This is a genomic window from Elusimicrobiota bacterium, assembly GCA_016180815.1.
Taxonomy (GTDB): Bacteria; Elusimicrobiota; Elusimicrobia; order JACQPE01; family JACQPE01; genus JACPAN01.
On the sequence record JACPAN010000011.1, the window covers coordinates 34,461 to 59,733 of the forward strand.

General features: G+C 53.4%; 20 protein-coding genes. All 20 read left to right on the forward strand.

All coding sequences use genetic code 11. The features are described 5' to 3' along the window. Nucleotides 1-15: 15 nt before the first annotated feature. The 20 genes from uppS to HYT79_06120 all read left to right on the forward strand — a co-directional run bounded on the left by uppS (nt 16) and on the right by HYT79_06120 (nt 25,273). Nucleotides 16-798 carry a di-trans,poly-cis-decaprenylcistransferase gene (gene uppS, locus HYT79_06025; GenBank protein ID MBI2070142.1) on the forward strand — a complete coding sequence of 261 codons (783 nt, stop codon included), beginning with the start codon at nt 16-18 and terminating at the stop codon, nt 796-798. 59 nt (nt 799-857) lie between these two features. Continuing rightward, on the forward strand, nt 858-2,012 hold the full coding sequence (locus HYT79_06030) for a HEAT repeat domain-containing protein (GenBank protein ID MBI2070143.1): 1,155 nt from the start codon (nt 858-860) through the stop codon (nt 2,010-2,012). Further along, the gene (locus tag HYT79_06035; GenBank protein MBI2070144.1) at nt 2,000-3,139 is read left to right on the forward strand and encodes a tetratricopeptide repeat protein; all 1,140 of its coding nucleotides are present in this window, start codon (nt 2,000-2,002) and stop codon (nt 3,137-3,139) included. The genes HYT79_06030 and HYT79_06035 overlap by 13 nt, the downstream gene beginning before the upstream one ends. A gap of 11 nt (nt 3,140-3,150) precedes the next feature. Then, complete coding sequence (locus HYT79_06040) at nt 3,151-3,987, forward strand: phosphatidate cytidylyltransferase (protein ID MBI2070145.1); 837 nt, start codon at nt 3,151-3,153, stop codon at nt 3,985-3,987. Further along, nucleotides 3,988-5,211, forward strand: a complete 1,224-nt coding sequence (locus HYT79_06045; protein MBI2070146.1) for a 1-deoxy-D-xylulose-5-phosphate reductoisomerase — start codon at nt 3,988-3,990, stop codon at nt 5,209-5,211. It begins immediately after the preceding gene. Further along, nucleotides 5,208-6,332 (forward strand): site-2 protease family protein, encoded by a 1,125-nt coding sequence (locus HYT79_06050; GenBank protein MBI2070147.1) that lies wholly within the window; start codon nt 5,208-5,210, stop codon nt 6,330-6,332. The genes HYT79_06045 and HYT79_06050 overlap by 4 nt, the downstream gene beginning before the upstream one ends. A gap of 11 nt (nt 6,333-6,343) precedes the next feature. Next, nucleotides 6,344-8,089 carry a proline--tRNA ligase gene (locus tag HYT79_06055; protein MBI2070148.1) on the forward strand — a complete coding sequence of 582 codons (1,746 nt, stop codon included), beginning with the start codon at nt 6,344-6,346 and terminating at the stop codon, nt 8,087-8,089. 88 nt (nt 8,090-8,177) lie between these two features. After that, the gene (locus HYT79_06060) at nt 8,178-14,783 is read left to right on the forward strand and encodes a hypothetical protein (GenBank protein MBI2070149.1); all 6,606 of its coding nucleotides are present in this window, start codon (nt 8,178-8,180) and stop codon (nt 14,781-14,783) included. Nucleotides 14,784-15,165: 382 nt separating this feature from the next. After that, nucleotides 15,166-15,597 (forward strand): hypothetical protein, encoded by a 432-nt coding sequence (locus tag HYT79_06065; protein ID MBI2070150.1) that lies wholly within the window; start codon nt 15,166-15,168, stop codon nt 15,595-15,597. Nucleotides 15,598-15,632: 35 nt separating this feature from the next. Continuing rightward, nucleotides 15,633-16,496, forward strand: coding sequence for an SDR family NAD(P)-dependent oxidoreductase (locus HYT79_06070; GenBank protein ID MBI2070151.1), 864 nt, complete (start codon nt 15,633-15,635; stop codon nt 16,494-16,496). Further along, entirely contained in the window at nt 16,447-17,319 is an 873-nt protein-coding gene (nadC, locus tag HYT79_06075) for a carboxylating nicotinate-nucleotide diphosphorylase (GenBank protein ID MBI2070152.1), read from the forward strand. The genes HYT79_06070 and nadC overlap by 50 nt, the downstream gene beginning before the upstream one ends. A 29-nt stretch (nt 17,320-17,348) precedes the next feature. Continuing rightward, nucleotides 17,349-18,677: an aminopeptidase P family protein gene (locus HYT79_06080; GenBank protein MBI2070153.1), complete on the forward strand. Its 1,329-nt coding sequence runs from the start codon at nt 17,349-17,351 to the stop codon at nt 18,675-18,677. A 27-nt stretch (nt 18,678-18,704) separates the two neighbouring features. Beyond that, the gene (locus HYT79_06085; GenBank protein ID MBI2070154.1) at nt 18,705-20,732 is read left to right on the forward strand and encodes a Zn-dependent oligopeptidase; all 2,028 of its coding nucleotides are present in this window, start codon (nt 18,705-18,707) and stop codon (nt 20,730-20,732) included. A 33-nt stretch (nt 20,733-20,765) separates the two neighbouring features. Further along, a complete protein-coding gene (locus HYT79_06090) occupies nt 20,766-21,419 on the forward strand; it encodes an SCO family protein (GenBank protein ID MBI2070155.1) in 654 nt (217 codons plus the stop codon). Nucleotides 21,420-21,443: 24 nt separating this feature from the next. Then, nucleotides 21,444-22,205: a cytochrome c oxidase subunit II gene (gene coxB / locus HYT79_06095; protein MBI2070156.1), complete on the forward strand. Its 762-nt coding sequence runs from the start codon at nt 21,444-21,446 to the stop codon at nt 22,203-22,205. Then, the gene (locus tag HYT79_06100; protein ID MBI2070157.1) at nt 22,206-23,933 is read left to right on the forward strand and encodes a cbb3-type cytochrome c oxidase subunit I; all 1,728 of its coding nucleotides are present in this window, start codon (nt 22,206-22,208) and stop codon (nt 23,931-23,933) included. It abuts the gene before it with no gap. Continuing rightward, nucleotides 23,934-24,524 (forward strand): heme-copper oxidase subunit III, encoded by a 591-nt coding sequence (locus tag HYT79_06105; GenBank protein MBI2070158.1) that lies wholly within the window; start codon nt 23,934-23,936, stop codon nt 24,522-24,524. Continuing rightward, entirely contained in the window at nt 24,521-24,865 is a 345-nt protein-coding gene (locus HYT79_06110; protein MBI2070159.1) for a cytochrome C oxidase subunit IV family protein, read from the forward strand. Before HYT79_06105 ends, HYT79_06110 begins: the two co-directional genes overlap by 4 nt. Continuing rightward, the gene (locus HYT79_06115) at nt 24,855-25,052 is read left to right on the forward strand and encodes a hypothetical protein (protein ID MBI2070160.1); all 198 of its coding nucleotides are present in this window, start codon (nt 24,855-24,857) and stop codon (nt 25,050-25,052) included. The genes HYT79_06110 and HYT79_06115 overlap by 11 nt, the downstream gene beginning before the upstream one ends. Next, complete coding sequence (locus HYT79_06120; GenBank protein ID MBI2070161.1) at nt 25,049-25,273, forward strand: hypothetical protein; 225 nt, start codon at nt 25,049-25,051, stop codon at nt 25,271-25,273. The genes HYT79_06115 and HYT79_06120 overlap by 4 nt, the downstream gene beginning before the upstream one ends.

Sequence of the window (25,273 nt, forward strand, 5' to 3'; positions counted from 1 at the left end):
TGAACATGATAAAGTATGTCCGTGACCGCGAATAAAACAAGCGTTGCCGGGGCGTCCGTGCCTTCCTATTTTGAGAAATACCCTGGGCTTTACCGGAATTTGGATTTGACCCGGATTCCGGCCCATGTGGCGATCATTATGGACGGCAACGGGCGTTGGGCCAGGCAAAAGGGCTGGCAGCGGTTTTTGGGGCATCAGCATGCCACGGAAAGCGTCCGGGAATCGGTTAAAACAGCCGGGGAATTGGGCGTTAAAGTTTTGTCCTTATTCGCTTTCTCAACCGAGAATTGGTCCCGGCCCAGAGAAGAAGTCGAGTTTTTGCTGCGCTTGTTCGACCGGACTTTGCGCGATGAAATGCAGGATATGAATCAAAATAATGTGCGCCTGCGGCTTTGCGGGGAACGGGACCGGCTGCCCGATTGGTTGAACGCCACCATTGATGAAGCCATGAAGCTGATGGCCGGTAACACCGGCCTGATTTTGAATTTGGTGGTGAATTACGGGGGCAAGCAGGATATCCTTCAGGCCGCCGACAAAATCGCGGAGTCCCGGCGCGCCGGCGGCGGCCCGGTCACGGAAGAAGAGTTCCAGAAGCTTTTGTTGACCGGGGATTTGCCGCCGGTCGATTTATTGGTGCGCACCAGTGGGGAGAACCGGATTTCGAATTTCTTTTTATGGCAGGCCGCGTACGCGGAATTGGTGTTCATAAAAATCCTGTGGCCTGATTTCCGGCGGGAGCATTTTCTCGACGCGCTGCTCGAATACCAGCGCCGCGACCGCCGCTTCGGCGGCGTTTGAACCCTAAACACTTTCCCTATTGGCTGCGCGTTACCCTACTTTCTTTTTCCGGGTTTTCCATGGTCCTTTCGCTTTTGATGCTGGCGTTCGTCATCGCCTTTCCTTTTGTTTTGCCGTTTCGCGCCTATATGGCCGGTTTAAGCCAGGCGCAATCCCCGCGCGTCGCTCATTTCGGGTTTTGGACGCTGATGGTGCTGGGAACCAAGCAGGATAAGCCGCTCATCCTGGAAGCGTTGAAATCCCCGGATTATTGGATTCGCAAAGAAGCCGTTTATTGGCTCCAGCGGCGCTTGGGCAAAGAGGCCCAAGCGCATATCACCCCGTCCTTGCTGGATCAGGACGGATCCGTGGTCATTGCCGCGCTGCGGTCGCTGGCCGAAATAAAAACGGAAAAGACCTATATGGTCATGCTGCCGCTGAATCACTCCTGGGAGTGGGTGCGCCGGGAAGCGGCCCAGGCCTTGGGCAAAATCGGCGATCCGGAGGCCGTCGATCGTTTGATCGATGTTTTCCGGCAGGAACTGCACCCGAAGGTGCGCTGGAAAGCGGTGGAAGCCTTGGGGAAAATCAAGGACCCCCGCGCCGCGAAAGTCCTGACCGAGGCCTTGGCGTGTGCGGATAAAAATATTTTTGAGGCCGCGAAAGAAGGATTAAAAGGTTTGGGTCCGGCGGCCAAGGAAGCGTTGGTTGAGGCCGGAACCTCCGGGAATCCCAAAATTCAATTGGAAGTTTTGATGTTATTGGAAGGTTTGGATGAGGAACTGGCTCAAACCATCAGGGTCCAGGCCCGGCAGCAAGTGGGCCGGCGTCTGATGGAGCTTGAGGCGCTGGAGGGCAAAATGCCCAAAGGCGCGGTCAGCGGCGGCGAAGTTGAATTGGTGAATGCGCGCCGGTTGTATAACTCAGGCGGACAAACCAGGGCCTTGGATTTGTTGAATGCCGCGCTTAGGCTGGACCCGTTTTATACCGATGCCTTGGTATTGAGGGGCCAGGTTTATGAGGAGCTGGGCTACCCGGAACAGGCCTTCGCGGATTATGAGTCCGCGTTCCGGGTTGATTCCGGGCGTTTGGATTTGTTGCGGCGCATGGGGCGAATCAGCCAGGATCAAAATTGGCCCAGCCGTTTGCAAGATGTTTATGAAACGGCCGAGCAGCTTTTTGAAGAAGAAGCGAAGAAGTGGAACGGTCACGAGGATTTTCTGTGGAAAGACTGAAGTTGGTCCTTTTCGCGGCTTTGATTTTCGGCGGCTGCCAGAAAGCGTATCAGCATCGCCAGGAAGCGGCTAAAAAAGAAAAGGCGTTGGCCTTGGAATTAATCGATAAAAAAGAATGGAAACAAGCGGAGCGTCATTTGGAGAAGGCCTCCAAAGAAGACCCCTGGGACGCGGATATCTGGCATAACCTGGGCGTTTGTTACGCTGAGGGTTTGAATCGTCCCCAATGGGCGCGTGATATGTTCAAGAAAGCGCTCGAGTTGAACCCCGGCCATGCTTTGGCCCATTACGGAATGGGGCTGCTCGAGTGGGAGAAAAATTGGAATTTGGCCAATGCCTCGTTTGTGGCCGCGTACAAGCTCGATCCCGTGAGCGTGGGTCCCATCGAAAATTATTATTTGCAGCATGCCTTGGCCGGTTATTTTTTGAGCTCGGGGTATTTCTATCGGGAAGTGGCGGCCAGGGATATCATCGCCAGGATTTACCCTGATTGGGTGGAAAAACAGCTTGATTTAGGCGATGCCTTGGTCCGCGCCGGTCAATACGCGCTTGCGGTCGAGGTTTATCAGCGGGTGATCGCGGGCAAGGACAAGGAAAAAGCCAAGGAAGCGCCTTATATCGGTTTGGCCTGGGCTCTGATGAACATGAATGATTTAAATGCGGCCGCAAAGGCTTTGGAACAGGCTTGGAAAATTAATCATAAAAACGGTTTGCTGCGTTATTACGCCGGGCTTCTGGCGCGGCGAACCGGAGACCGGGAATCTGCCTTGAATCATTTGAATGTCGCGGCCATCGGTTTAAAGGACGGGCGCGGGTTGATCGCCCTGGCTGATTTACATTTGGAAATGGGTCATCACCGCGCCGCAGAGGAATATTTGGATTTAGCGGACCGTCGTTATGCCGACGACCCAATGACTCAATATGAGCTGATGCTTTTTTACGAGCGCCAAGGCAACGGCGAAGAGGCCTTGCGCCATGGGGAAAGGGCCGCCAAGGCGAATGCGGGCAATTGGCGCTATGCCTGCGCTTTGCAAGGACTGCTGATTCGCCTGGGGCATTCCGGAGATGAATGGACGGATGTATTTGAGGCCTGCCGTTTGCTTAGGCCGCTTGGCGAGAGTTTATAGAATAGCTCGGCATGCTGTTGCCCCGCGTTTTAACCGCTATCGTCGGCATCCCGTTGGTTCTTTTCGCCGTTCATACCGGCGGGTTGACGTTCGCGATTTTTACCTTGGGCGTGGGGCTGTTGGCCCTGCGCGAAGCCTTCGATTTATTTAAAAAAATCGGGTACCCGCCCCGTGTTTATCTGGGCTATGCCATGGCCGTTTTGTTGTTCGCGTTGTTCATTTTGCCGGCCCATGCCCAGCCCAGGTATGTGCCTCTTCTGCATCACCCGTCGCTCTTGGGCTTGGGCTTGACGGTGGCGACCGTGACCTTGACCGCGGTCGAGCTTTTCTATGTGAACAGCCGTTCTCTCGTATCCTCGGCGGTTACTCTATTCGCCATTGTTTTCGTGATGTGGCCCATGGCGCATTTGGCCTTGCTGAGGGACTTGGTGCCGTTGGGCCGCGAATGGGTGTTGTTTTTGTTCATCACCATTTGGGTCGCGGATTCCATGGCCTATTTTGTGGGGCTTAAATTGGGGTCGAGAAAATTGGCGCCCCGCGTTTCCCCCAAGAAAACCGTGGAAGGGCTCTTCGGCGGGGTGGTGGGCGGCGCTTTGGCGGCGAGCGGGCTATGGGTGCTGTTTTTCAGGGCTCAGGGCTTGGCTTATGGGGAAGTGGCGGTCTTGGGCGGCTTGGGCGTGGGCATTATCGGGCAATTATCCGATTTGGTTGAATCCGTGTTAAAACGGGAAGCCAAAGTGAAGGATTCCGCGGACTCGCTGCCCGGGCACGGCGGGTTCCTGGACCGTTTTGATTCCTTTTTGCTGACGGCGCCCTTGCTATACTATTATGTAGCCTTCCGATTTTAAGTGATGGGAATCCAAAACGTCGTTATTTTAGGCAGCACCGGCTCCGTCGGTAAAAGCACGGTTGAAGTGCTTTTGGCGGAGAAGCCGGCGCGTTTCAGCGTGTCATTGCTGGCGGCCGCAGGCTCCTGGCCTGCCCTGTTGGCCCAGGCCAAAAGCCTGGGGACCTCATGTTTGTATTTGGATAAGCCCGAAGCCTTTAAACAAGCCAAAAAAACCCTGTCCCGAAAGACCAAGCTGTTGCAGAGCCGGGGGGATTTGCTCGGTTTTTTATCGTCCGAGCCCATCGATATCGCGGTGGTGGTTCTTTCCGATTTTGAGCTGGCGGCTTTGACCATTGAGGCGCTTTGTCTGCGCTCGGACCGGCGCATTAAGATTTTAGTCGCCTCCAAAGAGCCCATGGTCACTTTCGGCGACGCCTACCGGCGTTTAGCCTCTAAGAACGCTCATGCGATTATCCCGCTGGACTCCGAGCCTTCCGCGATTTTTCAATGCTTAAACGGCAGCTTGGACACCAAGGGCTCGGTCGATAAAATTTATTTGACGGCCACGGGCGGGCCTTTTTACCGAAAGCCCGTTCCTTGGGACAAAATTACCCCTGAAATGGCGTTGAATCACCCGGTCTGGAAAATGGGTAAAAAGATAACCATTGACTCCGCGACGTTGGTGAACAAAGCCTTGGAACTGATGGAAATTAATAATTTGTTCAATATGCCGTCCTCAAAAATAGAAATTTTGATTCATCCCCAATGCGTGATTCATTCCATGGTCGCCATGAAAAACGGCTCGATTCTGGCGCAATTGGGCCCGGCCACCATGAAATTGCCGATTCATTACGGTTTGCTCTGGCCCCAGGGATTCGACGCCAACGGCGTGGTCAATCATATCGGGCCACAGGATTTGGCGCAGTTGACGTTTGACAAGCCGGATTTTGAGCGTTTTCCGTGTCTGAAAATCGCTTTAGACGTGGCTAAAGTTCAAAAAGAGCCGCAACGTTTGATCGCGCGAGCCGCGCTCATGGGCGCGGATGAGGCGGCGGTGGAGAGTTTTCTGGCCGGACGCATCGGATTTCAGGACATGCCCGGGCTTTTGCGCGAGACCGTGGCCGCCGCTTCCCGGCATTGGGCCTCGCTGAAAGCCAAGCGCCAATCGGATTTGAAGTTCGGCTTATCCGTGTTCAAATGGGCCAAAGAAACGGCCTTAAGGGAGAGGGTTAAGCAATCATGATCGCGTTAAGCATTATTTTGGCTCTGGGTTTGGTTGTGTTCTTTCACGAGTTTGGGCATTTTATCTGTTGCCGCATGGTGGGCATTCGCGTGCTGCGTTTCGCGTTCGGCTTCGGGCCGGAAATCGTGGGCTTCACGCGCGGCGAGACCCGCTACTCGATTTGCGCTTTTCCCTTAGGCGGATTCGTCAAGCCCGCGGGAGAAGACCCGGAGGAAATCACCGGCGCCAAAGACGAGTTTTTTTCCAAGTCCTGGAAGGCGCGCATTCTAGTCGCTTTGGCCGGACCGTGGATGAATTACGTTTTTTCATTTGTGCTGTTCTGGTTTGGGTTTTGGTGGTTTGGGACGCCGGAGCTCTCCAAAGAGCCGGCCGTAGGCGTGGTCATGACCGGCTCGCCTGCGGAAGCGGCCGGGCTTAAAGCCGGGGACCGGGTGGAAAGCGTTCTGGCCAAGGCCAAGAAAGAGCAGATCGTTGTGGCGACCTGGGATGAGCTATCCAAATACATCCATGCGCACGCGGAAAAGGATTTGACCCTAAACATCAAGCGCGCGGGGGAATCCCTGGCCGTGAACGTTGTTCCGAGAAAAGACCCTGGCCGCGGCATCGGCTTGATCGGCATTATGCCGGAGGTCATTCGCAAAAAAGAGGGGTTGTTCACGGCTGCGGTTTTAAGCGTCAAGGAGCTGTACCATTGGAGCTTCTCTTCCCTGTCCTATCTGTGGGATAAATTCAAGAAATGGGAAAAACCGGATTTGGCCGGCCCTGTCGGCATCGTCACCATGATGAATCAGGCCGCGCGCTCGGGTGTGGATAATTTCCTGGCGCTGCTGGCCGCGATTTCGGTGGCCATCGGTTTATTCAATTTGTTCCCGATCCCGCTGTTAGACGGCGGGCATGTGCTGCTGTATTTGTGGGAAGCGATTGCCGGGAAGAAAATCACCCGCCGGGTGCTGGTGCGCGCCAATACCGTGGGTATGGCGATTCTCATCCCCATTTTTCTGTTCGCGTTTTACAATGATTTGGCCAGAATGTGGGCCAATCGCGCGGCCAAGGCCAAAGGCGAGTTCGGGCAAGTCATCGAATCATCCCAGCCGCCGGCTGAGCAACAGCCCGCCAAGTAAACTGTCCGCCCATGCGTTTTTCCCGAGCCTTTATTCCTACCCTGCGCGACGACCCCGCTGAAGCGGACACGATTTCCCATAAGCTGTTGCTGCGCGGCGGGTTCATCCGCAGGGTGGCCAGCGGCATTTACGAGTGGCTGCCTCTGGGCCTGCGCGTTTTAAAGAAGGTGGAGGGCATCGTCCGCGAGGAAATGAACGCCATCGCCGGGCAGGAGGTTTTGTTGCCCGTGGTCCAGCCAAAAGAGCTTTGGGAGCAGTCCGGGCGCTGGCAGAAATACGGCAAAGAATTGCTCAGGATCAAAGACAGAAAAGACGCCGAGTTCTGCCTTTCCCCGACGGCCGAGGAAGTCATTACCACCTTGGTTGCGCGCAATGTTCGCTCCTGGCGTTCCTTGCCCTTGATGCTTTATCAAATCGGCACTAAATTCCGCGATGAAATCCGGCCTCGCTTCGGTTTGTTGCGCGGCCGGGAATTCATTATGAAAGACGCTTACTCGTTCCACGCGGATGAGGCGGATGCCGAGCGTTATTACGATGAGATCAAAGGCGCGTATTGCAAGGTTTTTGACCGGCTGGGTCTTAAATACCGGGCGGTTGAGGCGGAAACAGGGCCCATCGGCGGCAGTTTTTCCCATGAGTTCATGGTGTTGGCTGAGACCGGGGAAGACCTGATTGTCTATTGCACGGGTTGTGATTACGCGGCTAATTTGGAGCGCGCGGAATGCGGTGAAAACGGCGTTCAAAGTTCGACATCTGATGTCCCGGGTCCGGAGGATTTTGCGACGCCGGGCTTATATAGCGTCGAGGACGTGGCCAAATTTTTAAAAACCGAGAAAAATCGTTTCGTCAAAACTCTGTTTTATTGGGCGGATGCCAAAAAACCGGTGGTCTGCCTGTTGCGCGGGGATCACGAGTTGAACGAAGCGAAATTGCGGCGCGCGCTCAAAGCCGGGGATTTAAAACGCATGGAAGAGGCCGAGTATGAAAAACTCTGCGGCGCGCCGGTAGGCTTTGCCGGGCCCCAGGGTTTAAGCGCCCGGGCCAAGAAAACCAATGCCGAGGCCGTGGTCATCGGCGATCACGCGGTTAAAACCGTGACGGACGGGGTTTCCGGCGCCAATAAAAAAGATTTTCATACGCAACATTTGCAGTATGGCCGTGATTTTGACGCTGATCTATTTGCTGATTTGCGTTTGGCCATGGAAGGAGACGCTTGCCCGCGCTGCGGAAAGGGGAACCTCGCCTTTCTCAGAGGCATTGAAGTGGGGCATGTGTTCAAACTGGGGACCAAATATTCTGTCGCGCTGGAAGCCAATTACCTTGATCCTCAGGGCAAAGCCAAACCAATGATTATGGGCTGCTACGGAATCGGCGTTTCCCGCATTGTGGCCACCGCGGTCGAGCAAAGCTCGGATAAAGACGGGATTATTTGGCCTAGGACCATGGCCCCTTATCAGATCATTGTCACGGCCATCGACATCACCAAAGATGAGCGCATCAGAAAAGAGGCTGAATCCATTTACGAGGGCTTGAAAGCAGCCGGGCTTGAAGTGCTTCTTGACGACCGGGATGAGCAGGCCGGAGTCAAATTTAAAGACGCTGATTTGCTGGGCATCCCTCTTGGCGTGAGGGTCAGCTCCCGGACCTTAAAAGACAATCAGGCGGAATTGAAGTTGAGAAACGGAGCCCCCAAGCGCGTGCCCCTGGCCGAAGCCGCGGCCCAGGCCCAATCCGAACTCGCCAATTACCGGCTTTAATCTCGCTTTCGCTCCCCTGCCGTTGAAACAGAATCGTTGTTTCTTCGCGTTTCTCCTGTTAACCTAATCTCGTCGCTCATCGAATCAAATGCCTATTAAATTGAGGCGATATTTTTATCTCATTTTAACCCTTGACCTGTTTGTTTTATCGGGGGTCGCCTTTGCCGGGGAGTGCCCTTTTATTCGGGGGGAATCAACGCCGGCTGTCCGAAGAGCGGCTGCCGACGCTTTTTTCGAGTACATGCGCACCAACGAGCCGGAAGTGTTTGCAGAGCAGGACCCTGACTTTGAGAGAATTTTGCGTAGGGACATTGAAGCAGGTACTGAAAATGTTTACCTTTCGATCAACGAAGATGGGCGATGGGCTCTGATTGATGGACCGGAAGACACGGGGCAACCCTGTCCTGCTTCTTGGGAAGAAGCCGAACGCATCAATCGCGGGGAAGCGTCTAGAGAATCGGCTCCGGAAGAACGCCCGGGGGCGCGCGATGGAGAACGGGGGCGCGACGATCGCGCACGCGAAGCCGGCCGCGAAGAAAATCCACCGTCTGATCAAGAGGCGCCGTCATTGGCGGGTGATGAGTCCGGTCATGCCGCCCATGCCCTCGCCGCCGGCGGCAAGGATAACCCGGCGGTCGCCGGGTCGCGCGCGCCCATCGGCGATCTTAACGCCGCCAAGAGAAAGGCGCCCGTGAACCAGGAAGATTTGGGGACGACTTTCGACAGCAGCGGCAAGAAATCCGCGTTAAATGCGCCTGAAAAACCGGCTCTTGACGAATCGCAGGTCTTCGCAAGGAGTTATTTCTCCTATTTTGACGGCTTGCTCAAAACTAATCCTAAAAAGATGCCGCTTTCATCAGCGGACGGCAAGTTGTTCGCCAAACTGCGCAAGGACCCCAAGTCGCAGGCCGTCTTTGAGGCGGCCGTGGCTGCCTGCCTTGAAGACATCGTGAGCAAGGCGCCTTTGGAGGAAGAGGAACGGAAAAATCTTTCCCAATTCAGCCTTGATGATTTTCCTGAAATCGCCCGGGCGGGTTTAAGTTGCGCCCTGCAAAGAATACGGGACAAGAAAGCCGTGGCGGCTTTGGCGAATGCGTCCGGCACAAGGCTGCTTCTGCCGAATCCGATTCCTGATGAACAGCAAGCCGCCGGGGAACGCGAGGACCCGGATTCGCAAACTCGCGATCCGGCGGCATCGGCGAAAAAAATCCTTCGCCAAAAATTGGAAATCGCCATGATGGCTGCGATTGCCGAAGTGGAGTCGCCCCTCCGCCAAGAAATGAAAAAACGATTTTTTCAAAAGGTTCATGAAGACATCGTGGGCCAGCGCGCGTTAACCGGCGCCAATCTTCTGATGATTCTTCCCCAAGATGAATGGGGTTTATCGGTGGACTTTGCCGGTCTTTACCGTCTTTTGGGCAATAAGGATGAGCTTGGTCGCCGGCGTGATTTTTCCATCTGGTTTAACCGGACGAATCCCGCTCTCGCCCTATTAATGGAACTCGAGGGTATGCTGGCGAAAGAGCAAGATATCAATTCCCGCCAAACAGCCTATCAAGAGTGGCTGGCCCGGGCCATGAACTTGAAAAGCAGCTTGTCGGTTTTCCTTCCCGACTCTGAGCTTGATGCCGTCGTTTCTTTGGAGCCGTTGCAAGCGCGCCGCCGGAAATTTCGTCAGTGGCTTTATAAGAGCTATCGGCCTGACGACGAGCTTTTAACCGTCCATGACCTCTCCACGGCGCCCAAGGGATGGCCGGCAAAAATTCGCGACTGGATCGAAAAAAATCATCCCGAAGCCGTTCTTTTAGTGGAATTAGCGGCCGCTAATTCCGAAAAAAATCCGGAAAAACGATTATCGCGTACTCGTGATTGGTTGAAAAAGGCCGACCGGGAAATCGTCAGGATGCTCAAGAAAGAGTCCGAAACCGGACAAACGCACGCCGGTTCCCAATGGGATGAACAGCGGAAAATAAGGCAGCAGGCAATCAAACTTTACGGACAGGCGCGAGCCGGTTCCCAGCAGTTTTACCGCGATTGGCTGACATCGAGAATGGCGCCCATCGGCACGGAGATTGATGCTCATGAATTAAGTCCGGAATTTCTGAAACAACATGCTCAATGGCTTCGAGTTCGATCCGGTCAAATTCAGTCACTTAAAATAGACAAAGTCAACGATAAATTGGGAATCCGGAACAAACTGGCGGGTTTTGACGAATTATTTACCAGCTACGACGGCTCAATCGTGGAGAAAAAGGGCCGCTCCGATGCGACGGGCAGCCGATCGTACCGCTTTCTTTTTATCAAAAGAAAATTAGCCGTCGCGGAAAAATCAGACCAAAGCGGGAAAACCGTTCAAAAGGGTGAATGGGATAAACGAGGCCGGCCGGTTGATATTTGGGAAGAGGGTCCGGCTTATCACGCCCATATCGCGGTCAAACGCGACGAATACGGCATGCCGATCGAGGAACAGAGGGATGTTTACTCCAAGGATAAAAAGACCCTAATAAGCAGGCAATATTCGAACTACGTCAAGAAAAAAGGAAAGTTGATCCAATATAAGGACGACGATCAGATCGTTCAATGGTTCGACCCGGAGACGGGAGAACCCCGAAAATTTTATCAGGTATTAAGCGATGGGAAGGCGATACGCCCATTATTGGTGGACGAGCGCCTGACCATTTATCACAAAGGCCATCTCATTTACAAAGACGAAAATACGCTTGTTAACGGAGAAGGGCCGGAAAGCATGATTATTGATTTGACGTATTTAGTGGGGCTTAGCGATCAAAACGTTTTTTATTTCGAGAAAGTCTTCGAATGGGCGCGGGAGATGCGCCGCATGACCGGGTGGAGCGATGATGAAACAAAAGCGATGGGATATTGGTTGTTTTACCGGCTGAAAGACAGCGCGATCAGCCAAGCTCGCCTCCACTATGATTTCAAGACTAGATCCTTAATCCTTACTTATTTCACTCATGATTCGTGGATTCAGCAGATGGCTTTTTTTGAGAAACCCAGGGCGCAATGGAAAAAGGGAAGCGGTTGCACTGTGGCCTTGGTTACCAGAGCCGCCATTAACCTTAAAACCGGCGCAAGCCTCGATCCTATGGGACGCCTGAAAATGGATGATTTTTGTCCTGACGCAACAGTGGCCTTCGTCCGGCCGGATCAATGGCGATCGGTTGCCGGACGGATGCAGATTACCGGACAAATCGCTCACACGATCAAAGAAGGCGAGGATTTCAATATGCAGCATCATCAAATCCTCGGTAACGGTCGGTTGTCGTTATTGGAAGAAAAGAAAATCGGGGGTTGGGAACGCACTCTGTACAGCGAAAAAGACTTTCTGCCCGCAATGGGCGGTCTCCCCGTCATCAAACAAATGGGCGAAGGCGCCCATTATGTCGGCAGCAGCGTTTATAACGGAATTGTGGGCCGGTTGCATGGATTCGTCAATCTCTTTTCCGATTCCGAAAATTACGTGACGGCTCAATATGCCCGGTTATACCAGTCGCCGATGGATCGAAGCGAGAACAAGAAGTGTTTTGAAAATCTCGTCGCCGGGTTCCCCAGCAAAGGCCTCTGCAGCTCGGCGGCAAGCTGGTCGGCCGAGGATGCGAAAATCGTCAAGAAATTTGTAATCGAGATTATTTATCAAAACTGCGTTGAACAAATGGAAAAACCTTCGGAAAACCGCCCTCAGGTTTGGACCCGGGAAAATCTAGGGGATGCGTACGGCGACTATGTGGAAAAACCCTGCCGGGCATCGGCGGAGCGTTCAAGTTTCCAAGAGCGGCTTAATGCTTTAGCGGGCTTATTTACCGCAACCGATATGATGGAAAAAGGCAAGGGCGCCGCTAAGCTTCTCGGCGTTTTCGACGCCATCGGCCAAGAAGCCGCGGACATGCTGGTGTTCGAGCTGGCCGGCCCCGCGGCCGGAGCTTTTAGGGGCGCAGGGAGCGCCCCTAAGGCAGCGCAAGCCGCGGCCAGAATCGCAGGGACTCCGGGGAAAATACAGACTTTTGTCGTTCAACCCACTCAGTTCGCGTCCAAGGCTCTGGGAGTTTATATGCACTACGGGGGCCGCGCCGTGTTCGCCGAAGCCACGGCCTACGGAGTCGTTGAAAGCGTCAAGGCGATCGAAGACGGCGACTGGGCCAAGGCTATTTATCACACCCTCAGCGCGGGACTTAATATCGCCGGGGACCGGGCATTTGTCAAAGGCGTTGAGGTCGGTCTGCGCGGCGCGAAAGAATGGATGAAGAAGGAGCCGCGCAAGAAAAGCGATTTCATCGATGAAAAAACAGAGGAGATTATTTTTCTTGAAATTCCCGAAGCATCCCGGCAGAAATTCATCAAAGTAGCCAAAGATTTTGGAATTAACGTCGAATTAACAAAGAAGCAGCTGTCTGAAGGGAAGGGCCGCGCGATTTTAAGGGTCGATCCCGGCGCTGAAGGCACCGCTCATTTGAAGCGGCAGCTTCAGGAAGCCGGGATCAAAATCACCGATAAATGGCCGGATGTTTGGTTCGACGAAGAGAAGGCTCAATCGAAGGATTCACCGAAAAAAGTTCCCATCGATCAAATCAGCGATGCCGAGCTTGCCGAGCACGGTTTTAAAAGAGACGCGGACGGCGACATTATGCCCACAAGACCGGACGCCAAACAGCCGGAGCATTGGGACACTAGCGGTACTTACGGGCCGGGCACTTTGGGAGCGGCTCGTATGCCGGACACCCCAGGCCTCTTACCTGAACGATTGGAACGCGCGGCGCCGGAGTATCAAAATTTCGCCGAAGGGCTGGAGGCCAGGGGTTACCATGAACGAGATACGCCGGGTTTTTTAGGGTATATGCCCGAGGGTTTTGAAATGCCCCAACAGGGCGTCAAATTTCACGTGAGCGCGAGCCCGGAGCACGCCGTTGAGATAGGCCGGTTGGTCACTGATCATCTGCGATCGAAAGGCGTTGCCCATAAACTGGCGACTTCGGAAAGCTTTTTGCAAATGTTTGATGATTGCGGCACTCAATGCGGCAAGTTTATCACGGTATACCCCCGTTCTTTTGCCGAGGCTGCGCAGTTGATGGAATCAATCGACCGGCTTTTGGTGGACGATGGGTTGGTCAATACGGAAAAAAATTTGACGCCGGCGGACATCCCGGTCGGCAGGTCCGATTACATTACGATGCGATGGGGCCGGTTAGCCGTAAGCAGGGGTCCCGCCCTTGACTGGAACGGGCATCCTCTTATTGTGGATGGGAAAAGAATAGGGGAAGCCCATGTTCTTTATGATGACATCGGCCGGACTCTGTTCGACAAGAACGGCAAGCCGGTTCTTGATAACCGCGCAGACCCCCACGCCAATCTCAAATATGCTCCTAAAGAAGTTCAAGAGTGGGTCCGCAGCAACGATTCGACCAATCGTTTCAGGGAACCCGCCGGCATTCAAGAGGCCAACAAAAAGATTCTTGAGGCGTCCGAAGAAGCCCGGCACGAGCCGGAAACTCTGGGACAACAACGTCCTAAACCTAATTTGCGCAATTCCTCCCCAGCTTATCGCAAAAGGCTTAAAGAGAATTCTATTCCTCGAGTGGAATTATCGGGAATTATCGATGCTGAGGGAGGGTCCACGGCTGTTCTCTTGCGGGGCAAAATGGGCGTGGGAGGCACGCCGCCCGAGGTCGCCGTCAAAATGTTCATTACAGGCGATGACGCGCCTTTGCTTAAGGAATTGCCCATGGCTTATGCGATGGAGGCTGCTTTGCCTAAAGGGATGGCTCCTAAAATTTTCGGCGAAGTCGATGCGGACGGCAATCCGGCTTATGCGATGGAAATCGTTAAAGGAGTTTTACCGGTTTGGATGTCGCTTGAGCAGGCCAACCGCTTGATCACGCCGGAAACCATCCGCCAAGCCAGCGAAGGGCTTCTTGCCTTACGGCGCGCCGGTATTGGCGGGTTGGATGCCCAATTTTTCGTGCTGACCGAGCCCCAGACCATCAACGGGGTCGCTCGCAATGCAGGAGATGTGGTTTTTATCGATGCCGGAGGGCTCACAAAACTCCAGCCCGGCCAGAAGCCTCCCCCCAATTGGCTCAGGGCCGACGGCGCCAAAAGCGTGTTGGAATCAACCAAAAAACATGGCGGCGAAGGCTGGCTTGACGAGATTGCGAGCCGGACAACAAAAAATGAACGCATAAAATCGGCTCAAAACATCATCAGCGTCGATACCAACTTGATGATCCGTTACCAGTATTGGGTTCGCGGGGGACGCAAGGGTTCGTTTGATTCCAAAATTGTTGATATTTTTGAAAACCCTAAGATTAAAGTGCATGTCGGGGCTCAAGTGATTGATGAGAAATTTTTTAAGGGAACGCAGACCGACATCTCTTGGGAATTTTGGAGAGATAAAGTGAATGAGGGAAAATTTTTACGCAGCATCAAGAGATACGCAGATCGTTTCGATCAAATCGCGGAATTAACCCAATTGTTTGAAGACACCAACTTAAGCGACGGCGATGCCGCCCTCCTTGCCGAGGCCATTGTTTTAAAAAGCAAGGTTCACACTATGGATCGAAGAATGGTCGACAGCCTGCGCCAGGCGCTAAAGAATAAAAAGATTGAGACATTCCTCAAACGGTATCAATTGCCGGACGCTGTCGAAGAATTTATCGTGATTTATCCGTCTTTGCCTTGAGGCCGATCCTTTTAATATCCAAGCTGAACTCGCCAATTGCCGGTTTTAATTTTCGTTTTTTGTCCCTTTACCGTCGCCGCCGCCCCCCTCGTCTCTCGGCCAAATAACTGGTACCCTTTTATCAAAGGCCATGTTTAGGGGTTTTTTAATTCTTAGCTTATTGTTTTGGGGAATACCCGAATTGAGGGCGGCCGATAGCATGGGTTATTTGGATGACAGGGGTGCCCGCCGCGCATTCAATCAGTTGCAAGATGAAGGCTTAATAAGGTCGGACGTTTGCCTGCGACCCATGATCGAGGATAACCCGAATCAAATTAATGCTTGGGTGGAGTCAACTAATGAGCCGGAGTCATGCCGGTCGGCCATATTTTTTACTTCTGGATTGATCGATGTTTTTAACCCGACGCCGGATGAGTTTAAGGCCATTTTATTGCACGAGTACGGGCATCATGATCATGAGCATGGGCAGGATATTGTCGAAGAGCGCCAAAGGATTTTTGACGCCTGGCTTGAAAGGAAAGGGGAGACTGAGGTCAACCGGCTTCTAAGCATGGCTAATTCGGACATGGGACAATTAGTCAGCCATTTTGAATTTGAAAACAAAGCCGAATTAAACAGCGGCACTTATCAGCGTGAATTCGAGGCGGACCGGAGCGTGCCCAAGAAATACAAGGGCGCTCTCTATACATTTCTTGAAAAGCTTTATGAATCCGGAATCGATACGGATGTATTAAGCGATCATCCGGCTCCTGAATTGCGCGCATCCATAGCGGCTTTTGAAGGTGAAGAAGAAATCGAAACGGACGAAGAATAGGGCGTTACCGGCGAAAGTTCAGTAAGATTCCCTCAGTGCCTTTCAAAGATAAAGTCGCTCTAATCACCGGCGCTTCAAGCGGCATCGGACAAGCCTTGGCCTGGGCCTTGCTTGATCGGGGCGCTTCCTGCGCGGTCACCAGCCGCGATGAAGAAAAAATCAGCCGGATGGCCGGGCAATGGGAAGCGCAGCATCCCGAATGGAAGGGCCGCCTCTTCCCTTTGGGCTTAGACGCGGCGGACGAGGGGCAGTGCCGCAAGGCCGTGGAGCGCGTCAAGGAGCGCTGGGGGCGGCTTGATCTTTTGATCAATAACGGCGCTCATGGAACTTACGGTCCATCGGACGAGGTGCCCATCGAAGAAGTGCGGTTGCTGTTCGACGTTCATTATTTAGGCGCTTTTCGCATGGTGTTGGCGGCCTTGCCCCTGCTTAAAAAAAGCGGCGACGCGATGATCGTGATGGTCACTTCCATCGCAGGCTTGATGGGTCCGCCGTGGATGAGCCATTACGGCGCAGCCAAAGCGGCCATGAACAGCTTGGCCGATGTCCTGCGCTTTGAGCTGGCTTCGTTCGGCATTCATGTTCTTACGGTTATGCCCGGCATCACGAAAACGAAATTCGGGGCCCAAGCCAGGTATTTTGGCGGAGCCATGTGGCCTCGGGCGGGCATGGGCGGGCATAGCGCGCGCGATGTGGCTCGCATGACGTTGGGAGCGATGGAAACAAAGAAAAGAAAAATCATCGTGGGCTTGGGCAATGCCTTGATGGTTTACGGATACAAGCTTTTCGCGCCTGTGATCGACCGGGTGTATGCCCGGTTATTCGCTCCTTGGGGTTGGGGTGCTCAAGATGATGTTGGACAAGAAGCTCATCAGAAAATTCGTTCAAGCCGCTCTTAAGGAAGATTTCGCCCGGCAGGATGCGACCAGCCGGGCGCTTTTTGCGCCTCGGGATCGGGTGAAAGGCGTGGTTTTGTTTAAAGGATCGCGGGGGATTGCCTGCGGCTTGGCTTTCGCCGAAGAGGCGTTTAAATCCATGGATCCTAGGGCGCGCGTGCGCTTTCATGTCCGGGAAGGCGCCGAGATTAAAAAAGGCGGCTGCCTGCTTTCCGTCGAAGGCCGCGCCGCGGCCTTGCTGTCCGCCGAGCGCACCGCGCTTAATTTTTTGTGCCTGTTGACCGGGATCGCCACAAAAACCCATGAATTCGTGCGCGCGCGCGGCGGCCGCAAGCGCCCCATGATTTCCGACACCAGGAAAACCCACCCTTTGTTGCGCGGCGCGGAAAAATACGCGGTTAAAATCGGCGGCGGGTTCCCGCATCGCGGCGATTTGGCCCAAATGGCCATGATCAAGGACAATCACCTGATCGCGCTCAAGAAGCGCCGGGGTTTTCTTTGGGGCGAGGCTCTTGTTCATGCGGTTGACCGCCTCAAGCGTCGGGGCATGGCCGTTGAAATCGAGGCCCAAAGCCTTGCCGATGTCCAGGCTGCCCTGGCTGTGCGTCCGGATTGGATTATGCTCGACAACATGCCCCAACCGGAATTAAAAAAAGCCGTCAAATTGATCCGCAAGCAGGCGCCCCAAGTCAAAATCGAGGTTTCAGGCGGCGTGGGATTAAAAGACGTGCGCCGTTTGTCCCGATTGGACATCGACCGCATTTCCAGCGGAGCCATTGTCCACTCCGCGCCGTTCGCAAACATGAGCCTTGAGCTGATCGCCTAGCCTGCCCCAGACTTTCTAAAATTAATTGGATGAGCCAGACATACCGCAGGCACCGGGAACAATTAATGAACCGCCTCTCTGACGGTTTGATTGTATTGTCCGGAGGCCAGGAAATCACTCGTAACAATGACGTTACTTACGTGTTCCGTCAGAAATCGAATTTTCTTTACCTGACCGGCGTTGAAGAGCCCAATTGCCACCTGTTGATCGATCCTAAGGACCGGCTGGTCACGCTATTTATCCCCAGAACGGACGCTCGATACAAGGTCTGGCTTGGGTATGTGCCCAGCCCTAAAGAGGCGAGCGAACTCTTCGGCATCGATCGCGTGCTCTACAGCGACCGTTTCAAAGACGAGGTCAAAAAGGCCGCTAAAAAGCACAAAAAAATTTACACGGACCCGGATGCCGCAAAATTCCTCAACGGAACGTTGAAAGAGCCGGGGGGAACCGATGATCTTGAAGACGCGCTTTGGGAATTGCGCGCCGTCAAAACGCCCGGAGAACTTGAATTGCTCCGGGAGGCGAGCCGCATCAGCGGCCGGGCTCATCGAGCGGTCATGAAAGCCGCGCGCCCAGGCATGAAAGAGTATGAGGCCCAGGCTATTTTTGAGGCCGAGTGTTTGAGGGCCGGGCTAAAGCACCTGGCCTACCCTTCGATTGTGGCTGCGGGGAAAAACGCGGCTGTTCTGCATTATCACCGCAATAACGCGGAAATCAAAAAAGGCGATTTTTTGCTCATCGATGCGGGCGGCGAGTTAAACGGATACGGCGCGGATATTACGCGAACGTTTCCCGTGGGCGCGCGCTTTAATACCCGGCAAAAAGACGTGTATACCGTTGTGCTTGAAGCCCAAAAGCAATGCATCGGCCAGGCGCTGCCGGAGAAAACCTCCCTGGACCTTCATCTCTGCGCCATGCGGGTTTTGGCCGACGGCTTGAAATCCATGAAAATTTTAAAGGGGAAGACGGATGATTTGATGGAGAACGGCGCGGTCCGCCTCTTTTTTCCGCACGGGATCGGGCATTTATTGGGCTTGGACGTGCATGACGGCATGGGCGGCAAACGCCGGGCCATGCCCAATCCCTCCAAGATCAAAATGCGCTTTATCGCCAAGCTCGAGCCCGGATTCGTGATCACGGTTGAGCCCGGCCTTTATTTCATCGATGTTTTATTGAACGACAGGAAGAATCGCGAAAAATACAAGAGTTTCGTGGATTTTGACCGCGCCGAATCATTCATCGATATCGGCGGCGTGCGCATCGAAGATGATATTGTCATCGGCGAGCAGGGCTCGCCCTTGAATTTGACCGACGTGCCCAAAGAAATCGATGACATCGAAGCCGCCTGCGATCTATAATGTCCCTTTCCTAGAGGAGGAACGATTATGAGGAAAATATTTGTTGCCGTGTTATTGTCCCTTGCGGCCATCCTTCAAGCCGCGGTTTCGTCATCTGATCTGCTTAATTTTGAGCTAAAGCCCGATCAAATCAAAACCGCCTGCGCCCAGGCCAAGGAGCGTTCCGATGCCGGATTAAAAACGCTGGCGGGCGTGGGAGCGGATAAGAGAAGCTTCGATAACACGGTGTTGGCTTTTGAGTCCACGCTTCAGGATTACGTGGACGCCATCAACGGCCCCACGTTTTTGAAGTACGTGTCCACGGATAAAACGGTCCGGGACGCGGCCCATGAATGCGAGGTGGATTCCGAGCAGTACGGCGTCGAAGTCTACACCCGCGAAGAGCTTTACAATGCGCTCAAAGCCTATAGCGGCACGAAACCGGCTTTGCAAGGCGAAGACAAAAAACTTCTTGAGAAAATTTTGCTTGAGTTCAAGCGCAACGGATTCGGGCTTTCCTCAGACAAGCGCGCGAAAATCAAAGAGCTTAAAAAGCGATTGATCGATTTGGAGCTGACCTTCGGCAAGAATTTAAACGAAGTCAAGGACCAGCTGGAGTTGACGCGTGAAGAGCTCGAAGGAATGCCCGAGGATTTCATCAATCGCCTGTCAACAGCCGTGGCCGGGCGTTTCATTGTTACCCTAGATTATCCCGATTACTTTCCTTTTATGGAGAACGCGCGCCGTTGGGATGCGAGGAAAGCGCTGGAAACCAAATACGACAACCGGGCTTCGACTATGAATATTGTTTTGCTTGAAGAAGCCATCGGCCTGCGCCATGAAATCGCCAATTTGCTCGGCTACCCGACCCATGCCCATTATGTTTTGGAAGACCGGATGGCTAAGGACCCAAAAAACGTCAAGGATTTTTTAAATCGCCTGCAGGCGAAGCTCAAGCCCCTGGCCGAGGCTGAGATCAAAGAGCGTTTGAGCATCAAGGCCGCGCAGGAAGGCAAAAAAGCGGACAAGAAGCTTTATGTTTGGGATTGGCGTTATTACAATAATCAGCTTAAAAAATCGAAATACGATATCGATCAAGAAAAGATCAAAGAGTATTTCCCGTTGGAAGTCGTTACCGGAGGGATGCTCGAGGTTTATCAGAAGCTGTTGGGATTGAAGTACCGCAAGGTCGAGGACGGGGCGCTTTGGCATCAGGATATCGTGCTTTATGAAGTCCGGGACGCGGGCACGGATGATCTGATCGCTCATTTTTACATGGATTTATTTCCGCGCGACGGCAAATACAAGCATGCCGCGGCTTTTACCTTGGTCAAAGGCCGCCGTTTGCCGGATGGGTCGTATCGAAAACCCGTGTCCTCCATTGTGGCTAATTTCAATAAGCCGACCGCAGATCGTCCGTCTCTTTTGAAGCACGATGAGGTGGAGACTCTGTTCCACGAGTTCGGCCATATCATGCACCAGGTGTTGACCAAGGCTAAATACGGCCGTTTCTCCGGCACCAGCGTGGCCCGCGATTTTGTGGAAGCGCCGTCGCAAATGCTGGAAAATTGGGTTTGGGGCAAAGAGGTTTTGAAAAGCCTGTCCGGGCATTACAAGGATAAAAACCAAAAGCTTCCGGATGAATTATTGGGACGCATGATCGCGGCCAAAAACATGGATTCAGGATTGCGTTATTTGCGCCAAGCTTTTTTCGCGACCGTGGATTTGGAATATCATACCCGGCCGAAGGCGGATTCCACGGCCTTATATGCGGATTTGATGGAGAAGGTGAGCCTGATCCCCATGAATCCGGCCACGAACCCGCAGGCGAGTTTCGGGCATTTGATGGGCGGCTATGACGCGGCTTATTACGGCTACCTTTGGTCCGAGGTCTATTCCGCGGACATGTTCTCCCGCTTCGAGAAAGAGGGCGTGATGAATACGGATTTGGGGCGGCTTTATCGCGAGCTGATTTTGGAGCCGGGCCGCTCCCATGACGAGGCCGAACAGTTGACAAAATTTTTGGGACGCGAACCCAATGAAGAGGCCTTCTTGAAATCAATCGGAATTAAATAGTGACAGACGCCATTGTCCCCTTTTTCGGGTGATATGAACCAAACCGGAGTTGGAACTGAACATCGCAAAGCGAAACCCTTGGGTCCGCGTTTGGCTGTTTGGCTGGCGTCCATGGCCGTGGCAGCCGCTGCTTTGATTTTGGCTTACAGGAGCGAATCCAAATCATCGTTGCCTTATTTGGGCGCTTTGCCGTCCTTTGAGGCCATGGCCGCGATGCCTGATGGAGGCGAGCCGTTTAAGTCCCAGGAATTTTTGGGGCGACCCTGGATCGCGGGATTTATTTTCACGCATTGCGGGGGGCCTTGCCCGATGCTGACCGCGAATATGGCCAAACTCCAGAAAAAGCTGCCCGGCGACGTGCGCCTGGCCACGTTCACCGTGGACCCGCAAAGAGACACGACGGACGCTATGAGGGAGTACGCCCGCCGTTTCGGCGCGGATTTGAAACGCTGGCGCTTCTTGAGGATGGAACGGAACAATCTTTATCCGTTGTTGGCGGATGGGTTTAAATTATCCATCAGCGAGGATGCGTCCGCTCCCTCCGGCCTTCGCATCAGCCACAGCGCCAAATTGGTTTTGGTGGACGGCGCCGGCTCCATCCGAGGCTATTATGACGGCGAGGATGCCCAGGCATTGAAAAAATTGGCCAAAGAAGCCGCCGGCCTTTTGAACAAAAGCGATAAATAAGGTCTAATTAGCGTCCTAATTCGTATGGAACAGGCATCAAATTACGGCTGGAGCCTGCCGGTTGCGGCCTCAACATTCGCCAAAGATATTGATTTTGGCATCAACATCATTCATGTCGCCATGTTCGCCATTTTTATTCTTTGGGGCATTTATTTCACTTATATGCTGGTCAAGTATCGCCACAAAGAAGGCGTTCCCGCCCGATATAAGCACGGGGGCGTTCTTTGGTCCTTTGTGCCGGACATCGTGGTCTTGGTGTTTGAGTTGACGTTGATTTTTCTCTACGCCATCCCCTCTTGGAGCCGTATCAAAATGTCGGTTCCTCCGGCGGGCAAGTCCCTTGTGCTCGAGGTGGTGGCCGAGCAATTCGCCTGGAGCATTCATTACCCGGGCCCGGATGGGAAATTCGGCCGTAAGGATCCCAAGCTGGTTAATGCCAGCAATGTGCTGGGTTTGGATCCCCATGATCCGGCCGCCAAGGACGATATTGTGACCGTCAATGAACTGCATATTCCCGTGGGCAAACCCACGGTTTTCAACCTCACGTCCAAGGATGTGATCCACAGTTTTTTCGTTCCCGAGTTCCGCATTAAGCAGGATGCGATGCCCGGCATGAGGGTTCCCGTCTGGTTTGAGCCCACCATGGCCGGAAAATTCGAGATCGGCTGCGCGCAGTTGTGCGGCTTCGGCCATGCGCTGATGCGCGGCGATGTGTTCGTCCATAGTCCGGAGGAATTTGAGGCTTGGCTGTCGGAGCAAAAACCGGCCCTGCCGCAGACTTCATAAATGGCCCATAAAAAACATGACGCTCACGGATCGCAGGATTTTATTTCGAAATACGTTTTTTCGGTTGATCATAAAGTGATCGGCCTTCAGTACCTGATCACGTCCTTGCTGTTTTTGCTCTTCGGCTTCATCTTGCTCATGATTCTGCGCTGGCAATTGGCTTACCCAGGCCAGCCCATCCCTTTGATCGGCCGCCTTCTCTCCGACAATCTGGCTCCGGGCGGGGTGCTTTCGCCCACCTTTTATAATGCCTTGGGCGCCATGCACGGCACCATCATGATCTTTTTGGGCGTCGTCCCCTTGGGTGTGGGCGCGTTCGGCAATTATATTCTGCCGCTTCAAATCGGGGCCCCGGACATGGCGTTTCCGCGTCTGAACATGATGTCTTATTGGGTGTATTTGCCGGGCGGCATGCTGATGCTCTTGTCTTTCTTTTTACCCGGCGGCGCCGCGCAGTCGGGCTGGACCTCTTACCCGCCTTTGTCCGTGATTAATCCCGGCCAAACCGTATGGCTGTTGGCCATGCTTCTCATCATCACTTCATCGCTGTTGGGTTCCATCAATTTCCTCGTGACCGCGCTCAATATGCGCGCGCCGGGCATGAGCCTTTGGCGCATGCCGGTGTTCGTCTGGGCCCAATTAGTGACGGCCGTTCTTCTTTTATTGGCTTTCCCGCCCCTTCAGGCTGCGGCCATTCTTCAGTTTATGGACCGGGTCGCGGGCACCAGCTTTTATCTTCCCGCCAATCTCGTCGTATTCGGCGAAACGGTGCGCGCCGCGGGCGGGGGCCTGCCGTTGTTATGGCAGCATTTGTTTTGGTTTTTGGCCCATCCTGAGGTATACGTCTTGATCCTTCCTGCCATGGGCATCGTGGCCGAGATCATCGCCGCCAACACCAGAAAGCCTATTTTCGGCTACAAAGAAATCGTGGGGGCCATGATATTCCTCGGCGGCATGTCCTTCGTGGTTTGGGCGCATCACATGTTCGTCTCAGGCATGAGTCCCAAGCTGTCCAATTTCTTTTTGATCACGACCATGATCATTTCGGTGCCCTCTGTGGCGCTGTTGACCTGTTTGATTTTTAGCTTGCGCGGGGGATCGATCCGTTTCACCACCCCCATGCTGTTCGCTTTGGCATTTTTGCCTTTGTTCGGCATCGGGGGGTTGACCGGATTGCCGCTGGGCTTGTCGACCACGGATATTTATCTCCATGACACCTATTACGTGATCGGCCATTTTCACTATGTGGTGGTCACTGGTTCGATCATCGCATTGATGGGCGGCGTCTATCACTGGTTTCCCAAGTGGTTCGGCCGGCGCATGGATGATTTTTGGGGCAAGGTGCATTTCTGGGGCAGCGTCATTTGCATGAACGGCGTGTTTTTCCCCATGTTCATTCAGGGTCTCTCCGGCGTGCAGCGCAGGCTTTATGATCCCACCGCTCAACTGCACAATTTGCCGACTCAGCCGTTGAATATCGTTTCTTCGGTGTTTGCCTGGCTTTTATTTGTGGCCCAGATTCCTTTTATTTGGAATTTCTTCTACAGCATGTTCAAGGGCAAGAAAACCGAAGAAAATCCATGGAAGGCGACCACGCTGGAGTGGGCCTGCCCGTCGCCGCCGCCGCACGGAAATTTTGAAAAAACTCCGCATGTGTACCGTGGGCCTTATGAATATTCCGTGCCCGGGCATAAGAATGATTGGACCCCGCAGCATGTGGAGGCTTAAATGAGCGCTACCGCCCACGCCAGCGATCCCTTGGACACGGTGACCGGCATCCCCAACGGCAAACTAGGCTTATGGCTATTTTTAGCTTCGGAAGTGATGCTGTTTTCAACGCTGTTTACCACGTATTTGGTCTTGCGTATGGCTTCGGTCGAGTGGCCCAGAGGTTGGGAGGTCTTGAATGTGCCCTTGGCCATGTTGAACACTTTTGTTCTCATCACTTCTTCGGTCACTATGGTTTTGGCTTTTGCCAAGGCGGCGACGCGCGATAAAAAGGCGTTTAATAAATACTTGGGTTTGACCATTGCTTTGGGCTTCGTGTTTTTGATCGTCAAGGGTTTTGAATACGGCGCCAAATTCAGCCATCATATCGCGCCCTCCACGAGTATTTTTTACGCGGTTTATTTCACTATGACCGGCTTGCACGGGCTCCATGTGATCGGCGGGATCGTCTTAAACGCCCTGCTGCTTTATTGGAGCAGCAAGGATTGGGATCACCCCTTGTTCGTGGGCCGTATCGAATACGCGGGCCTCTATTGGCATTTCGTGGACGTTGTTTGGATTTTCCTGTTTCCGGCTTTGTACCTGTTATGAGCAAAGGGCATCATCCTCCCAATATCAAACTTTACCTCGGCGTCTTTGCCGCGCTGATGGTGTTGACCGTGGTGACGGTTTTGGTTTCCTATTTGCATCTACCCAAGGCGTTGGGCATCGCCTTGGGCTTAGCCATCGCATTGTTTAAGGCTTCGCTGGTCGCCGCTTTTTTCATGCATTTAAAAGGGGAAAGAGCATTGATTTACGGAGTGTTGGCTGTAACCGTATTTTTTGTTGCGGTTCTTTATATTTTGCCCATTGTGGATTTCGAACTCATAGCTGACGTGCGCATTCCGGAATCGATCTCAGCGTCCATCCATCACGAGGAACATGTCCCTTAGAAACGTTCATATTTTTTTCATTTTGACCGCGCTGGCTTTGTGTTTTTTTCTGACGTACTGGTCGGGGCGGCAGTTGATGGCCGGCGAGGACGGCTGGAATTTTGCCTTTGCGCTGGTTTCTTCTTTAGGGTTGGTGGCCGGGATTCCCTACCTGACCTGGTTCATTAAAAAGACGAAGGCGTTATGAAGAAATTATTTTTTTTCGTTTTGCTTTGTTGCCCCATGCTGAGCGAGGCCTGCGCCGTTTGTTTCGGCGCAACCGGCAATGAGCATATCGGACGGGCCTTTACCTGGGGGATTGCGATCATGCTGGGGTTCACTTTCGTTATTTTGGGCGGTTTCGCCTTGGCCATATACAATATCGAAAAACGCCGCCGTCTCGTTGACGCGGAGGTCTCGAAAGCTTGA

What these genes read in the sequence shown, in the direction of transcription:
- uppS (MBI2070142.1), top strand. Translation starts at nt 16, where the DNA reads ATGTCCGTGACCGCGAATAAAACAAGCGTTGCCGGGGCGTCCGTGCCT.
- HYT79_06030 (MBI2070143.1), top strand. Translation starts at nt 858, where the DNA reads ATGGTCCTTTCGCTTTTGATGCTGGCGTTCGTCATCGCCTTTCCTTTT.
- HYT79_06040 (MBI2070145.1), top strand. Translation starts at nt 3,151, where the DNA reads ATGCTGTTGCCCCGCGTTTTAACCGCTATCGTCGGCATCCCGTTGGTT.
- HYT79_06050 (MBI2070147.1), top strand. Translation starts at nt 5,208, where the DNA reads ATGATCGCGTTAAGCATTATTTTGGCTCTGGGTTTGGTTGTGTTCTTT.
- HYT79_06055 (MBI2070148.1), top strand. Translation starts at nt 6,344, where the DNA reads ATGCGTTTTTCCCGAGCCTTTATTCCTACCCTGCGCGACGACCCCGCT.
- HYT79_06060 (MBI2070149.1), top strand. Translation starts at nt 8,178, where the DNA reads ATGCCTATTAAATTGAGGCGATATTTTTATCTCATTTTAACCCTTGAC.
- nadC (MBI2070152.1), top strand. Translation starts at nt 16,447, where the DNA reads ATGATGTTGGACAAGAAGCTCATCAGAAAATTCGTTCAAGCCGCTCTT.
- HYT79_06080 (MBI2070153.1), top strand. Translation starts at nt 17,349, where the DNA reads ATGAGCCAGACATACCGCAGGCACCGGGAACAATTAATGAACCGCCTC.
- HYT79_06085 (MBI2070154.1), top strand. Translation starts at nt 18,705, where the DNA reads ATGAGGAAAATATTTGTTGCCGTGTTATTGTCCCTTGCGGCCATCCTT.
- HYT79_06090 (MBI2070155.1), top strand. Translation starts at nt 20,766, where the DNA reads ATGAACCAAACCGGAGTTGGAACTGAACATCGCAAAGCGAAACCCTTG.
- coxB (MBI2070156.1), top strand. Translation starts at nt 21,444, where the DNA reads ATGGAACAGGCATCAAATTACGGCTGGAGCCTGCCGGTTGCGGCCTCA.
- HYT79_06100 (MBI2070157.1), top strand. Translation starts at nt 22,206, where the DNA reads ATGGCCCATAAAAAACATGACGCTCACGGATCGCAGGATTTTATTTCG.
- HYT79_06105 (MBI2070158.1), top strand. Translation starts at nt 23,934, where the DNA reads ATGAGCGCTACCGCCCACGCCAGCGATCCCTTGGACACGGTGACCGGC.
- HYT79_06110 (MBI2070159.1), top strand. Translation starts at nt 24,521, where the DNA reads ATGAGCAAAGGGCATCATCCTCCCAATATCAAACTTTACCTCGGCGTC.
- HYT79_06115 (MBI2070160.1), top strand. Translation starts at nt 24,855, where the DNA reads ATGTCCCTTAGAAACGTTCATATTTTTTTCATTTTGACCGCGCTGGCT.
- HYT79_06120 (MBI2070161.1), top strand. Translation starts at nt 25,049, where the DNA reads ATGAAGAAATTATTTTTTTTCGTTTTGCTTTGTTGCCCCATGCTGAGC.